The 14,590-nt window shown below is 41.0% G+C and carries 11 protein-coding genes; 3 read left to right on the top strand and 8 right to left on the bottom strand.

Translation table 11 applies throughout. The features are described from left to right. Positions 1–161: 161 nt before the first annotated feature. From H5115_RS19355 to H5115_RS19375, 5 genes are all read right to left on the bottom strand, one after another. Entirely contained in the window at positions 162–821 is a 660-nt protein-coding gene (locus tag H5115_RS19355) for a flagellar brake protein (protein ID WP_182756876.1), read from the bottom strand. Positions 822–866: 45 nt separating this feature from the next. Continuing rightward, a complete protein-coding gene (locus H5115_RS19360) occupies positions 867–2,318 on the bottom strand; it encodes a TrkH family potassium uptake protein (RefSeq protein WP_004335179.1) in 1,452 nt (483 codons plus the stop codon). Positions 2,319–2,414: 96 nt separating this feature from the next. Continuing rightward, on the bottom strand, positions 2,415–3,029 hold the full coding sequence (locus H5115_RS19365; protein WP_182756879.1) for a YigZ family protein: 615 nt from the start codon (positions 3,027–3,029) through the stop codon (positions 2,415–2,417). A gap of 86 nt (positions 3,030–3,115) precedes the next feature. After that, a complete protein-coding gene (gene pepQ / locus H5115_RS19370) occupies positions 3,116–4,438 on the bottom strand; it encodes a Xaa-Pro dipeptidase (RefSeq protein WP_182756881.1) in 1,323 nt (440 codons plus the stop codon). Between the two features lie 276 nt (positions 4,439–4,714). Then, a complete protein-coding gene (locus H5115_RS19375) occupies positions 4,715–6,601 on the bottom strand; it encodes a transglycosylase SLT domain-containing protein (RefSeq protein ID WP_182673063.1) in 1,887 nt (628 codons plus the stop codon). Positions 6,602–6,793: 192 nt separating this feature from the next. Between H5115_RS19375 and fadB the strand changes: the two genes are divergently transcribed. The 3 genes from fadB to tusA all read left to right on the top strand — a co-directional run bounded on the left by fadB (position 6,794) and on the right by tusA (position 10,659). Then, positions 6,794–8,953: a fatty acid oxidation complex subunit alpha FadB gene (fadB, locus tag H5115_RS19380; RefSeq protein ID WP_182756883.1), complete on the top strand. Its 2,160-nt coding sequence runs from the start codon at positions 6,794–6,796 to the stop codon at positions 8,951–8,953. Positions 8,954–8,957: 4 nt separating this feature from the next. Next, complete coding sequence (gene fadA / locus H5115_RS19385) at positions 8,958–10,127, top strand: acetyl-CoA C-acyltransferase FadA (RefSeq protein ID WP_182756885.1); 1,170 nt, start codon at positions 8,958–8,960, stop codon at positions 10,125–10,127. 292 nt (positions 10,128–10,419) lie between these two features. Further along, positions 10,420–10,659: a sulfurtransferase TusA gene (tusA, locus tag H5115_RS19390; protein WP_004335190.1), complete on the top strand. Its 240-nt coding sequence runs from the start codon at positions 10,420–10,422 to the stop codon at positions 10,657–10,659. 197 nt (positions 10,660–10,856) lie between these two features. On the opposite strand, the gene H5115_RS19395 is transcribed toward tusA, so the two are convergent. The 3 genes from H5115_RS19395 to glyQ all read right to left on the bottom strand — a co-directional run bounded on the left by H5115_RS19395 (position 10,857) and on the right by glyQ (position 14,354). After that, positions 10,857–11,306: a hypothetical protein gene (locus tag H5115_RS19395; RefSeq protein WP_004335197.1), complete on the bottom strand. Its 450-nt coding sequence runs from the start codon at positions 11,304–11,306 to the stop codon at positions 10,857–10,859. Positions 11,307–11,380: 74 nt separating this feature from the next. Continuing rightward, entirely contained in the window at positions 11,381–13,450 is a 2,070-nt protein-coding gene (gene glyS, locus H5115_RS19400; RefSeq protein WP_182756888.1) for a glycine--tRNA ligase subunit beta, read from the bottom strand. Position 13,451: 1 nt separating this feature from the next. Continuing rightward, a complete protein-coding gene (gene glyQ / locus H5115_RS19405; RefSeq protein WP_004335201.1) occupies positions 13,452–14,354 on the bottom strand; it encodes a glycine--tRNA ligase subunit alpha in 903 nt (300 codons plus the stop codon). Between the last annotated feature and the right edge of the window lie 236 nt (positions 14,355–14,590).

Raw genomic sequence — 14,590 nt, forward strand, 5'->3', positions numbered from 1 at the left:
AATTTTAACGAAGTAGCTATAACAACAAAAAAAAAGCCATAACAAAAAACACGTAACATATTGTTTTATTTTAATAATATTTTTAATTATATAAAAACAAAAAAACACTTTATAAATACTCACTTAAAACGCCATTTTGTTGCAAATAAGCGAAAAACGATTTAGTCAACGGTGGGCTCAAGCGCAGATGGGTCTATAAAATGCTCTTTCATAAAGGTTTTCATTTCATCCTCGCTTGCTAGTAGCTTAATTCCGCAGTGCACACCTGCAGCATGCTCTTTAACACTGCAAATTTCACCTTCAAAATCTTTATCACTACTATTGAGGACGACAGTGCATTGCATATCTTTTATACCTTCAGCTTGCTGATCGCCTCTAATATCAAACATTACACCAGTGAGTGAAATGTCCTTAATAAGGCCTTCAAGCACTCTATCGTCACTTAGTTTTAGCTTTGCAGGTAATAAGGTAGGTATGCGTGTTTGCGAGCGTAGCGCAAATAGCTGCACTTGCTTAGGAAAATTAATAAAGACGAGTTTAGCAGGATGCGAGGCTACTGACATAATTTGCTGGCGAAACGCAATAACTTGCCCACCACTGCCTTCAATCAGTGCTCTTACAACAACCATTACGCCATCACGTAAATAGTCACTCGCCGCAGGTAAACGCTTAGCATTGGGATAATTTAAAATAATAAACTGCTTATCGAGTAAACCAACTAATTCAGTTTTAACACGCTTACTGCTTGTAGGTGTTAATATTTCTAGGTCAACTAAACTGCCTACACCTATATGCTTTAGCTTTTCTAAATTTGTTGGCATATCCCTTTTTCCAATATTTTGTAATTTAAAACTTAAGCCGCTCGTTTATCCACGCCAAAAAGTAGGCGTAAATAACACTAATAAAGTAAATATTTCTAAACGACCAAACACCATTGCAATAGTAAGCAACCATTTAGCACCATCGGTTATAGCACCATAATGCGACGCTACATCTCCTAAACCAGGCCCTAAGTTATTTAAACAAGCCGCAGTGGCTGAGAACGCAGTTATATTATCCATACCCGTGCCCATAAGCGCTAACATAATAATAATAAATACCAGCGCATAAGCAGAGAAAAAACCCCACACAGCTTCTACTACTTTATCCGGCAACGCCTTACGACCCAGCTTGATTGAATATATAGCACGAGGATGCACTAAACGATTGAGCTCACGCACACCCTGTAAATAAAGTAAGAACACGCGCACTACTTTCATGCCACCACCGGTAGAGCCTGCACAGCCACCAATAAAGCTCGAAAATATAAGTAAAATAGGTAAAAACAATGGCCATGTTGAAAAGTTATCCGTAGCAAAGCCTGCTGTTGTACTCATTGAAACAGCTTGAAATAACGCCTGATCGAGGGTTTCATCGCCATTAGCAAATATTTCGTTAGAGGAAAGTACGGTAAAACAAATAACCACCAGCGCTAATTGAATACACAAAAACACCTTAAACTCTGGGTCTCTAATATAAACTTGTATGTTACGACTGGCCACTGCGGCGTAATGCAGGGAGAAGTTAACAGCGGCAATAATTAAAAAGAACACACAAATAAAGTTAATTACAGGGCTGTCAAAGTGACCCATGGAGGCGTCGTAAGTAGAAAAACCACCTATCGCCACCGTTGAGAATGCATGACATATCGCATCAAACCACTCCATTCCTGCAGCCCAATAAGCCAGCATACAAGTAATAGTCAACGACACATAAATATACCAAAGGTGCTTTGCAGTATCGGCAATTCGCGGGGTCATTTTAGAATCTTTTACAGGCCCAGGTATTTCAGCGCGGTACAACTGCATACCACCAACACCTAGCATTGGGAGTATAGCAACAGCGAGTACGATTATACCCATACCGCCAAACCACTGGAGTTGCTGGCGATAAAACAATACCGACTTGGGTAAATACTCAATACCGGTAAGTACTGTAGCGCCGGTGGTTGTTAAGCCAGAAAATGCTTCAAACACCGCATCGGCGAGCGATAAATTAGGTTCTTGTAAAAAGATAAGCGGCAAGGACGCAAACGCCCCAAGTACCAGCCAAAACAAAACAACAATTAAAAAGCCTTCACGTGCTTTTAAATCACCGTTTTCATGGCGGTTTGGGTAATAAGCCATCATGCCAATAACAACACTAAAAATAAATGCTAAAACAAAGGGAACACCACCACCGTCTTTGTATATTAAAGACACCAGTGCCGGAGGCACCATGGTAATACTAAACAGCGCAACAAGTTGGCCAAGAATTTTTATGATGGTACGAAATTGCATTTAGCTTGTCGCTTTTATTATTAGTAAATTCAGGCTGAGTAGTATCAACCAAATTAAATAGGGTCAGTATGCATTATATGCAATTTGTGTAGGTTATTACTCTTTAATAGTTAACTCAACTGCGCCGTGACTTAAATCAAAAATATCTTTGATTGCTTCCTGAGCTTCGCGGCTATCGATTGAAATCACCCACTCAATATTAGCAGTAAATTGCTTATCAATATTAAGCACTTGATACTTTGTTTTTAATAACTGTTCAATTGCGCCTTGCATGCTGTACTCACTACTCCCGGTAATTTCAATACTGGGAACTTTAAGCACCGTTTGCAATTTTACTAGTGCATTATTCAATGAGCCACCATAAGCACGTACTAATCCGCCGGTGCCTAACTTAATACCCCCAAAATAACGTGTAACCACTGCGGTAATTTCACCAAGCCCCGATCCCACCAGCACATTTAGCATAGGTTTGCCTGCTGTGCCATTTGGCTCTCCATCATCTGAAAAACCATAAACATGGCTGCCACCGGGGTTGCCTGCCACATGTGCCCAGCAGTTATGACGGGCATCGCTATACTTTTCTTCAATGCTTTTAATAAATGTTTTTGCTGAATTTAAATCGGGGGTGTGTGCAATGTGGACTATAAACGTACTTTTTTTAATTTCTTCTTGATGAAAAACGTCAGCAGCAGGATATTTATATTCAGACATATTAAAAGCTCAATTAAAAATGGGGCCTAAAGGCCCCGTTCATATGCATATTTTAACGTTTATTCGCTAACTCGTCTTTATAGAAATTAATCGAGTTCTAAATTACGCGTCATATTCTCTAGGCTATCTTCGTGAACAATAATGTTATCTTCAATACGAATGCCGCCAAATGGTTTAAATGACTCAACCTTTTCCCAGTTAATAAACTGCTTATTATCGGTTTGCGCTAAATCACCAAGCAGTGAATCAATAAAGTATAAACCAGGCTCAATAGTAAACACTTGGTTTTTTTCGATCAGGCGAGTACAACGCAAGAACGGATGCCCTTCAGGCGATGGTTGATGTGTGCCCTTTTCGTCACTCATAAAGCTCCCCATATCATGCACTTGTAAACCTAGGTGATGCCCTAGTCCATGCGGGAAGAAAGTAGATGTAATTTTACGCTCAACAATTTCCTCAGCGGGTAAGTTAACAATTTTAAAGTCACTAAGTATTTGTGCGATACGGTTATGACATTCAACGTGTAAATCACCATAAAGCATACCCGGCTTTAAACCTTTACCTAACTCGATTTGTTGAACTGTCATCGCTTGCACAAGCTCAGCAAACTCACCCTGCTTTTTAAAATCATACGTACGAGTAATATCAGCTGCGTAACCATTAAAGTTTGCACCGGCATCAATTAAAAATGAGTTGTGAGTATGTGGCACTTTTGGATCAAAGTGCGTGTAGTGCAAAATAGCGCAGTTTTCGTTAAGTGCAACAATGTTGCCATACGGCATTTCATTTTCGCTTTGACGTGTCGCCATTAAGTACGCTTGCTGAATATCGAACTCGCTACCACCATTAAAGAATGTATCGCGTGCAGCTTTATGCCCATCTACTGCAATACGGTTAGCGTTGCGTAAACATTCAAGTTCGTACTGCGTTTTATAAGCGCGGTGGTAATGAAAATAGTTAAGTACAGGCTCAGGGTTCATAATACTAAAACCAAGAGCTTGCGCTACTTCAATGTATTCACCCATGTAAGCATATTTAGCTTTATCGTATGGTAATAACTTTTCGACTTGATCAGGCTGAAGTAGTAGCTCTATATCAAAGTACTCAGCCCAAAAGTCGCGAGGCTCGTCTGGTACTTTATGCCAAAAGTCTACTGGGCGATAAAATATGAGTTTTGGCTTGTCGCTACCATTTACCACAATCCAGCAATGAGGATTATCGATAACCGGTAACCATGCTTTAAACTGTGGATTAACTTTAAATGGATAATACATATCATCTAAAAACTGGCGCTTAGCTTGGCCTGAATGAATGACTAATCCTTCTAACCCTTCGCTGCTACAAATAGTACGAGTACGCTGTTGCAGTGTTGCAATATGTTCGGCGTATAAAACGGCTAATTTATCCATTGTTAATCCATCTGTTAAATTTAACTTGCTATGAGTCTATCACTTATACCAATTGCATTAAATTAATGATCTATTATAGCGATAAGAAAATAGCTTAATAACAAGGCTAAAATTGTGATACATAGTTGTTCTATATAAATAATTTTGAATGCAGTTATTGAGTTATTTAATACGCTAGAATGATCATGTTTTTAATAAAATTGGTATTACCCTCAGCGCTCAAAAAAGGGGATATCTAAACGCATTAGATATCCCCCTACTTTAAACTTATGTTTACTAACCGCCCATTTTCATTTCGAGTAGCGGCGCTAATACATTACCTTCTCGGCCCATTCTTGTATGGTAAACCTGCCTGTACGCAAATACATTTTTTACGTAATCGCGGGTTTCGCGATACGGAATAAGCTCTACCCATAACTCAGCCGGAATAGCGTCATCAGGTAACCAACGCTTTATACGGTGATAACCCGCATTATAAGAAGCCGTAGCCAGTACTTCATTGCCATGGTTTTTCTTTTTTAAGTACTGTAAGTAACTCGTACCTAACCTAATATTTGTTTTAGGTTGATATAAACGACTACTTGTCACACTGCCTTTATTTACATACTCAGCAGTACTAGGTAATAACTGCATTAAACCACGCGCATTAGCATGCGAGCGTGCATCTGGCGCAAAAGAGCTTTCGCGCCTTGCAATAGCAATACTCCAAGCAACATCTATCTTGCTACGTTTACTGTAGCGCTCAAAAACATCTTGAAACGCAAACGGAAAACGTTGCTCTACGTTATCCCATGCTTTAATTTTTGCTAAAGTAAAAATAGTACTGTCGTGCCAACCTAAATCGGTAGATAGTTGTGATGCTGCCAGCTTTTCTTCATCGCTGGAGGTATCCGTTAGGTAATTCCATTCACGGCGTGCCGACGTAAAGCGCTCAATATCATAAAGTGCTTTTGCACGCTTAAAGCCTGGTGCATTACTCACTTTATCTACAAGTACCTTATCGACTGCTAAAGGCTGATTATTTAAATCAACGGGCAACCCCAAACGTGCTGCGGCTAAAAAGCCGTAATAATCACGATTAGCCGCTACTTTCTTCCAAATGTCGTCTGCTTTTTGTTGCTCACCACGTTGTGCATAGCTATAAGCTAACCAATATTGCTGACCAAGACTTAAATTTTCTTTACCTGTAAAAAATGCAGCAATCCCTTCCCAATCTTGGGTTTTGAGCATATTGCCCAGTTGCCACTGAATAAGCTTGCTGTCTAGTCGCTCTTTTGGCACTTTATTTAGCCAAAAGCTCGCTTGTTTGTGCCCGCTAGAGGCAAGTGACAATGCAAAGGTGTAATACACATCCGCTTTTTCTTCATCGCTGTACTTAAATATTTTTTCTAGCTTTTCCCATGCTTTTAAAGCTAGCTCTTTATCGCGCCAAACCAAACGCTTAACACCATAAATAGCTATTTGCCCTTCTTTAGCCGACTTGTTTTTATATCTATATAATCCAGCGGCTGCGCTTGGATCTTTTCGCACTTTTAAATATAAGTCAGCTAAGTAACGCTCCTTACTTGGTAATAAAGTTTTTAAGTAAGGTAATAGGCTTTGCGTTCCGCCTTGTGCAGCAAGTGTTACACGCTTCCAAACCGTTTCTTCTTTCATGTAGCCTTTTTTACGCCACGTAGAAAATAAACTATCACAACCATTAGGTTGCGATTTACCTACAGCCCATAAGTCGGTCACCTGATTTAGAATTGCCTTTTCGGGCGCACCTAAATCAAGCTGAAAATCTAAATAAGTACAAGTAAGCTCCGTATTAGACGTTTCACGATAGTTGCGGATATACGCCGCCTTTTCGTTGTTATCTTTTAAATATTCTAACCACGCTTTGCGCACCGGCCACTCAAGCGGCGTATGCTGGTATATATTTAAATATTCTTCTATTTCTGCCTGATGTTTAATGCTCGGATGGCGTTGCCAATACGTTTTTTCAACATAAGGTTTTAACGGATGATTTAGATTACTAACCGCTTGTTTAAAGTCTTGGTAACTGCCGTACCTTACTTTTTTTTCGGCATCTAAAAATGCATCGTTATCGATACTTGCCTCGGCAGAATGAAGAGGAAAAATGAATGCAGCTGCCGCAACACTTAGTAAATATTTTTTCATAATGTCCTTTAATAAAAATTAAAGTTGTGAATAAAAACTTTTCAACCACCTTAGCACCAAACCAGCTATATTTTAACCAGTCGATTGTAACCGAGTTAAATTTTTCGTTGCATTTTTAATTTAAAGCAAGCACACTGATTGAAATGCAAACTCATCGTACCAGTCTTAGTTCGTCAACTAGGGAGAATAATAATGTTATATAAAAGCGATTCCTTTGAAGTTAGCTTCCTAAAGGAAAACATCGCCGAGTTTAAGTTTTGTGTTGCAGGTTCTGTAAACACACTATCTCAAAAAACTCTTTCAGATTGCGCAGCAGCATTAAAAGAATTAGCCGCCAATACTGATATCAAAGGCATGATTTTTACCAGTGATAAAGACCACTTTATTATCGGCGCCGACATCTTCGAATTTTTACCTACATTTACTAAACCTGAAGAAGACTTAGTAGTGTGGATCAAAAACGCAACTGACGTTTTTGATGCAATTGAAGATCTTCCATTCCCAACTCTAAGCGTTGTAAACGGCTTAGCACTTGGCGGCGGATGTGAGTGGGCACTTGCTACCGATTATCGTGTTGCAAGCGAAAGCGCTAAAATGGGCCTACCAGAAGTTAAACTTGGCATAATGCCTGGTTTTGGTGGCACAGTGCGCTTACCACGTATCATTGGCGCAGATAACGCAATGATGTGGATCACTTCAGGCGCTGAAAACCGCGCAGTTGACGCCCTTAAAGTAGGTGCGTTTGACGCGGTAGTTAGTGCTGACAAACTTTTAGAGTCAAGTGTAGCAACACTTGAATTAGCGATTGCAGGCAAGTTAGATTGGCAAGCAAAACGCAACGCAAAACTACAGCCACTTAAATTAAATCGTGTTGAGCAAGGCATGAGCTTTGCTATGGCAGAAGGTATGGTAATGGGTAAAACCAAAGGCCACTATCCTGCTCCGGTTATGGCAGTACGTACTATTAAAGCAGCGGCAAACTGTACTCGCGATGAAGCAATGGCAATCGAAAATGCTAACTTTGCGAAACTTGCGCGTACTAACGAAGCTGCAGCACAAACGGGCATTTTCTTAAATGACCAATTCATCAAAGGTAAAGCACGTAAACTTGCTAAGCACAGCGATGTAGAAATTAAACAAGCTGCAGTATTGGGCGCGGGTATTATGGGCGGCGGTATTGCATACCAGTCTGCTTATAAAGGCACACCAATCATAATGAAAGACATCCAACAGGATGCGCTTGATTTAGGTATGGGTGAAGCGTCTAAGTTATTAGGTGCAAAAGTTAAGCGTGGCCACATGCCAATGGAAAAAATGTTGGCAACACTCAGCAAAATTAAGCCAACACTTAACGATGCAGACCTACAAGACGCTAACATTATTGTTGAAGCCGTTGTAGAAAACCCTAAAGTTAAACAAGCAGTATTAGCAGACCTTGAAAAGAACATGCCTGAAGGCACTGTACTTACATCAAACACGTCGACTATCTGTATTGACCTACTTGCTGAAGCACTTGATAAGCCAGAAAACTTCTGTGGTATGCACTTCTTTAACCCAGTGCCAAAAATGCCACTCGTAGAAATTATTCGTGGTGCAAAAACGTCAGACAAAACTATTAACGCAGTTGTTGACTATGCCCTTAAACTTGGCAAGTCTCCTATCGTTGTTAATGATTGCCCAGGCTTTTTTGTAAACCGTGTTTTATTCCCTTACTTTGCAGGCTTTAGCAAATTAGTGGTTGAAGGCGCTAACTTTGCAAAAGTAGATAAAGTAATGGAAAACGTATTTGGTTGGCCTATGGGTCCGGCTTACCTACTTGATGTTGTAGGTATTGATACGGCTTATCATTGTACTGGCGTAATGGCTGACGGTTTCCCTGAGCGTATGGCACGTGCAGAAAAAGATCCGGTAACTGTTTTTGCTAACGAAAAACGTTTTGGTCAAAAGAACAAAGCGGGTTTCTACAAGTACGAAACAGACCGTCGTGGTCGTCTTAAAAAATCAAGCGATGCAACAGCAGTTGAGCTATTAGCGCCAATTACTGATGCTCCGAAAGAATTCGATAAACAAGAAATCATTGACCGTTGTATGATTCCAATGATCAACGAAGTACTTCTTTGTTTACAAGAAGGCATTGTTGCTTCTCCACAAGAAGCTGATATGGCACTTGTTTACGGCGTTGGTTTCCCTCCATTTAGAGGCGGCGCGTTCCGTTACTTAGATCAAACTGGTTTAGCTAACTTTGTTGCAGCAGCAGACAAATACGCTCACCTAGGTGCGATTTACCAAGTATCAGAGCAAACTCGCAAATGGGCTGAAGAAGGCCGTGTTTTCTATAAGGTGGAAGGTTAATATCATGAATAATCCAGTAATTGTAGATTGTATCCGCACACCAATGGGTCGCTCAAAAGGCGGCGTATTTAAAAACAAGCGTGCGGAAGACTTAAGCGCTCATTTAATGAAGGGCTTACTAGAACGCAACCCAGCGGTTGATCCTGCATCAATTGACGACATTTATTGGGGTTGTGTACAGCAAACATTAGAGCAAGGCTTTAACGTTGCACGTAACGCATCACTACTTGCGGGTATTCCACACTCAGTACCAGCAACAACCGTTAACCGTTTATGTGGCTCGTCTATGCAAGCATTGCATGACGCAGCACGCGCCATTATGACGGGCGCTGGCGACACTTACCTAATTGGTGGTGTTGAGCACATGGGTCACGTTCCTATGACTCACGGTAACGACTTTCACCCAGGCTTAGCGACGTCAATTGCACAAGCATCTGGTTCTATGGGTTTAACAGCTGAATACCTTGCTACTATTCACGGTATTAGCCGTCAGCAGCAAGATGAATTTGCATACCGTTCGCACCAACGTGCACACGCTGCAACAGTTGAAGGCCGTTTCCGCCGCGAAATTTTAGCAATGGAAGGTCACGCAGCAGATGGTTCTTTAATTTTAGTTGAAGATGACGAAGTAATTCGCCCAGAAACAACGGTTGAAGGTTTATCTCAGCTTCGCCCAGTATTTAACCCAGCATCGGGTTCTGTTACAGCGGGTACATCTTCAGCACTTTCTGACGGCGCATCAGCCATGTTAGTAATGAGCGAAGAGAAAGCTAAAGAGCTAGGTTTACCAATTCGTGCGCGTATTAAAGCAATGGCAGTCGCTGGTTGCGATCCATCAATTATGGGTTACGGCCCAGTACCAGCAAGTAAAAAAGCACTTGCACAAGCCGGTATTACAATTGATGACCTAGGCGTAGTAGAACTTAACGAAGCCTTTGCAGCACAATCATTACCTGTAATGAAAGATTTAGGGTTAATGGATGTTGTTGACGAAAAAGTGAATTTAAATGGCGGCGCAATCGCACTTGGTCACCCACTGGGTTGTTCGGGTTCGCGTATTAGCACATCGCTTATTCACTTAATGGAAGACAAAAATGTACGATACGGTTTAGCAACTATGTGTATTGGTTTAGGCCAAGGCATTGCAACTGTATTTGAACGTGTGCAAGACTAATTAGTTTAAACATGTAAAACCATCTTGGTGATTAAAAAGGCGAACTGATTTTATTCAGTTCGCCTTTTTTATTAGCTTCAATTTATAAAACGTCCCTTTATCAAACAAGCATGTAACAGCGTAATTATGTGATCGGGCGTATTATTAAATAAAGCATTTTGAAACTGCTAAAAGCATTAAGTAAAATAGTTAAATTACACATAAAATTGCGTTAAACTGCCAAACTTATTAATTGCTATACCTAAGCACTCGCGTACACAGCAATCACTTTAATTAAACAGGCCAATTTATTATGAGCTTTGATAATCCCGATCACCAATTAGATGCCATAGGCCTTCGCTGCCCTGAGCCAGTAATGATGGTACGTGCTGCTATTCGTAAAATGAACGATGGTGAAACGTTATTAATAACTGCTGATGACCCATCAACCACTCGCGATATTCCGAGCTTTTGTACGTTTATGGATCACACGCTGGTGGCTAAAGATGCAGAAGAAGCACCGTATAGATATGTGGTGAAGAAAGGGCTTTAAACTCACGTAGGTCGGGTTGAGTTTTACGAAACCCAACGTATTTAATAACCACCAAAATAGTTTTGTTCGCCACACATGTTGGGTTTCGCTTCACTCTACCCAAACTACGAAACCGCCTTGGTGTTAATGCTGAATAAATCCTACAACGTCCTTGTCACAAATCCATCAACCCATTAGGGCTATTAAATAGCTAAAAATCACTTCTTCGTTATCGTCACTTGTGGCTTATCATAGTCACTGTAATCAATACTTACTATGTACGTGCCTTTTATTGCTGGTGTGAAACTAAAGTAGTTATAAATAGTATTACAGTCTGCGATAGCTGGCTGGCCCAGTGTTAGCTTTTGTCCTGCTGGTTGTGCGTCGCTGTAGCCACAGTTGTAGCCTTCACTAAAATCGGCATCGGCTATTTTAAATTCGTACACTTTACCTGGGGTCGAAAATTTAACTTGCGCTTGATAAAGCGCAGGGCCAACTGGCGCAAACTGATACTGAGGTTCTGCATCCCACAATGTAAAGTCGCCACGTAAGTAAATTGTGCGGTCAAGCTCTTGCTGTGGCAATACATCGTTAATCGAAATTTGGCTTGTACAGGCAGTAAGTAAACCAGCAATTGCTAAGGTTAAAATTCGTTTCATAGAAATCATCAATGGGTATCCTTTGCATACAGTGAAAACTAAAAAGCCAGCAAAACGCTGGCTTTTAAAATTGCTAATCGGTGTTATTTTTGTAAAACAGAAATATCTGCAATACCTAAAAACAATCCGCTTAGCTGGCTTAATAGCGCAAGACGATTTTGCTTAACAGCTTCATCGTCGGCCATAACCATTACGTTGTCAAAAAAGTTATCAACACTTTCACGAATACCCGCCAATTGGCTTAATGCTTCTTGGTAGTTTCCATCTGCGTAAAGTGGTGCAAGGTCAGTGGCAAATTTTGCTACTTGTGATGCCAATACTTTTTCGGCGTCGTCGCTTAATAAGCTCTCATCAACACTACCTTGGCTGGTAATGTCGTTTTTAGCCAGAATGTTACCTACACGCTTATTAGCTGCTGCAAGCGCTTCTGCTGCGTCTAATGTACGGAAGTGGCTTACGGCTTTAACACGGCGGTCAAAATCAACAGGTTTAGTCGGACGACGTGCAAGCACTGCTTGAATTACGTCTACTTCAATACCTTCGTCTTGATACCAAGCCCGGAAGCGCCCTAGCATAAACTCAAATACGTCAGTTGATACATTTAAGTTAGTTAACTTGTCGCCAAACAATGTTTGCGATTTAGCTACTAGGTCTAAAATATCAAGTGGTAGTTCTTTTTCTACCATGATGCGCAGTGCACCAATAGCAGCACGACGAAGAGCAAATGGGTCTTTGTCACCTTTAGGTGCTTGGCCTATACCAAAAATACCCACCAGCGTGTCAAACTTATCAGCAATCGCTACTGCGCAGCTAATTAAGTTTGTAGGTAAGTTATCCCCTGCAAAGCGTGGCATGTACTGCTCGTTTTGCGCTACGGCTACATCTTCGGCTTCACCATCGTGGCGAGCGTAATGCATTCCCATTACACCTTGCACGTCGGTAAATTCCATAACCATTTCAGTCATTAGGTCAGTTTTACTTAATAAGCCTGCACGCTGTGCTAGGTCTTTATCAGCACCTAATTGCTCAGCAATATAACCTGCAAGTTCACTAATGCGCTCAGACTTATCTTTAAGCGTACCAAGTTGCTTTTGGAACAATACGCTATCAAGCGACTCTAATCGGCTTTCTAGGGTTTTCTTTTTATCTGTTTCAAAGAAGAACTGTGCATCGGCTAAACGCGGGCGCACTACTTTTTCGTTACCAGAAATAACCACACTTGGATCTTTACTTTCGATGTTAGATACAAACAAAAACTTATTTAAAAGTTTGCCGTTTTGATCTAATAACGGGAAATATTTTTGATCGTCTTTCATGGTGTAAATTAACGCTTCGGCTGGTACATCTAAAAATGCTTCTTCAAATGTTGCCGTTAAAGTAACTGGCCACTCTACAAGTGATGTTACTTCTTCCAGTAAATCTTCATCCATTGCAACAACAGCGTTAACTGCGCTTGCAGCCTCTTCTATTTGCGTACGAATTTGCGCTTTACGTTGTTCGTAATCAGCAATAACGTAAGCAGATTTAAGTACGTCAAAAACGTCATCTGCATGGTTTATGCTAATTTTTTCTGGGTGATGAAAACGATGACCCTGAAGCTGGTTAGTTATTTTCTTACCAAGAATTTCGCCTTCAAGTAACTCATCACCAAACAAAATAGTTACCGTATGCACAGGACGAATAAATTGTGTTTTATTCGCGCCCCAACGCATTGGTTTAGGGATTGGTAATTTACTTAATGCTTTTGTGATTGCATCTGTCATTAGGGTTTTAGTTTCTTGCCCTGCTACTTTAGCAATGTGCAATAACCAAGCGCCTTTATCGGTTTCAAGTGTTTGTGCGTCTTTTACTTCAATACCACAACCACGTGCCCAACCCATTGCTGCTTTTGTTGGGTTACCTTCGCTGTCAAACGCTGCCTTTGTTGCTGGGCCACGCTTTTCAACTTCTTTGTCTTGTTGCTTAGCTTCAAGCGCTTTTACTTGTAAACCCAAACGACGAGGCGATGCATACCAGCTTACGCCTTGGTGTGCTAATTCTAATGTTTCTAGCTCTTGAGTTAAGTTTGCAGCAAAGGCTTCTGCTAATTTACGCAATGCCTTTGGTGGTAACTCTTCAGTGCCAATTTCTACTAATAAATTTTGTGCTGACATTTTACTTATCCTTACACAGCGGGAAACCAAGCGCTTCACGTTTGTCATAGTAACTTTGTGCACACGCTTTTGATAACGCACGAACGCGTAAAATATAACGCTGACGTTCGGTTACCGAAATTGCGTGGCGTGCGTCTAGTAAGTTAAATGCGTGCGATGCTTTCATTACTTGCTCGTATGCAGGTAGTGGTAAGTTAGCTTCAATTAACTTTTGGCTTTCTGCTTCACACTTATCAAACTGTGCAAATAAGTCTTCTACGTTTGCATGTTCAAAATTATAAGTAGATTGCTCTACTTCATTTTGATGGAACACGTCGCCGTATGTTACGCGCCCTAGTGGACCGTCTGCCCATACTAGGTCGTAAATGCTATCTACGCCTTGAATGTACATTGCTAAACGCTCTAGGCCGTAAGTAATTTCGCCTGTTACTGGTGAGCACTCTAAGCCACCCACTTGTTGAAAGTAGGTAAATTGCGTTACTTCCATGCCGTTTAACCAAATTTCCCATCCCAAGCCCCATGCGCCTAGCGTAGGTGATTCCCAGTTATCTTCTACAAAGCGAACTTCGTGAGTAAGGGTATCAATACCCATTGCCGCTAATGAGCCTAAGTAAAGCTCTTGGATGTTATCTGGCGATGGCTTTAAAACTACTTGGAATTGGTAGTAATGTTGTAGGCGATTTGGGTTTTCACCATAGCGGCCATCCGTAGGACGACGACACGGCTGAACGTACGCGCTCGACATTGGCTCTGGACCAATAGACTTTAAAAATGTTTGCGGGTGAAATGTCCCGGCGCCCACTTCCATATCAAGTGGTTGAATAATGACACAGCCTTGCTGCGCCCAATAATCCTGTAAAGCCAGGATCAAACCTTGAAAGGTTTTTACGTCATATTTTTGCATATTTGGCTTTTTACTATCTAAGAAGTAGCGTGAAAATTACCCTTAGTATACCGTGTGTACACTCAGGTTTTAAGCAGTTTGTGTAATTGAAAAAATAAAAAAGGAGCCATTAGGCTAATGCCAGTCAGTTAAGCTGACTGGCATCTTTCTTTTTATGGGGATACTTAGATGGTTTTGGCTTAACCCATCGGGGATATCTTCTATCCTCTCGTCTAGCTGGAAGCTTAAATAAGACC

It is taken from the genome of Pseudoalteromonas sp. SR44-2, from assembly GCF_014163745.1.
GTDB lineage: Bacteria > Pseudomonadota > Gammaproteobacteria > Enterobacterales > Alteromonadaceae > Pseudoalteromonas > Pseudoalteromonas distincta.

Excerpts from the sequence above, each read along its gene's own strand:
- H5115_RS19355 (WP_182756876.1), bottom strand. The coding sequence starts at position 821 with ATGCCAACAAATTTAGAAAAGCTAAAGCATATAGGTGTAGGCAGTTTA.
- H5115_RS19360 (WP_004335179.1), bottom strand. The coding sequence starts at position 2,318 with ATGCAATTTCGTACCATCATAAAAATTCTTGGCCAACTTGTTGCGCTG.
- H5115_RS19365 (WP_182756879.1), bottom strand. The coding sequence starts at position 3,029 with ATGTCTGAATATAAATATCCTGCTGCTGACGTTTTTCATCAAGAAGAA.
- pepQ (WP_182756881.1), bottom strand. The coding sequence starts at position 4,438 with ATGGATAAATTAGCCGTTTTATACGCCGAACATATTGCAACACTGCAA.
- H5115_RS19375 (WP_182673063.1), bottom strand. The coding sequence starts at position 6,601 with ATGAAAAAATATTTACTAAGTGTTGCGGCAGCTGCATTCATTTTTCCT.
- fadB (WP_182756883.1), top strand. The coding sequence starts at position 6,794 with ATGTTATATAAAAGCGATTCCTTTGAAGTTAGCTTCCTAAAGGAAAAC.
- fadA (WP_182756885.1), top strand. The coding sequence starts at position 8,958 with ATGAATAATCCAGTAATTGTAGATTGTATCCGCACACCAATGGGTCGC.
- tusA (WP_004335190.1), top strand. The coding sequence starts at position 10,420 with ATGAGCTTTGATAATCCCGATCACCAATTAGATGCCATAGGCCTTCGC.
- H5115_RS19395 (WP_004335197.1), bottom strand. The coding sequence starts at position 11,306 with ATGATTTCTATGAAACGAATTTTAACCTTAGCAATTGCTGGTTTACTT.
- glyS (WP_182756888.1), bottom strand. The coding sequence starts at position 13,450 with ATGTCAGCACAAAATTTATTAGTAGAAATTGGCACTGAAGAGTTACCA.
- glyQ (WP_004335201.1), bottom strand. The coding sequence starts at position 14,354 with ATGCAAAAATATGACGTAAAAACCTTTCAAGGTTTGATCCTGGCTTTA.